Consider the following 235-nt stretch of genomic DNA (forward strand, 5'->3'; position numbering starts at 1 on the left):
GCCGAGCGCCCGCGCCGCAAGGCCCGGCGGTGTCCGGTTGTTGGCCAATTGACCCTGGTGGCGATTGAGCAAGCCGGCGGCGCCGTCCTGTTGGTACCGGCGCAGCAGGCGCAAGGTCTGGCGAGGGGTCAGTCCCAGTCTGGATGCCGCAACCCCGGTCTTGAGGTAGGCGTCGGCCAGTGCCTGGATGACCTTGAGCCGGTCAATCTGCCGCATCGTCATGGTAATGGCTCCT

Annotated in this window: 1 protein-coding gene; it reads right to left on the reverse strand. The window is 67.2% G+C overall.

From position 1 onward, the window contains the following. Positions 1-222, reverse strand: a 222-nt coding sequence (locus ACYP5B_RS49875) for a helix-turn-helix domain-containing protein (protein WP_459574861.1), incomplete at its 3' end; no start/stop codon positions are given. Positions 223-235 lie beyond the last annotated feature (13 nt).

Source organism: Cupriavidus sp. 8B, assembly GCF_054589115.1.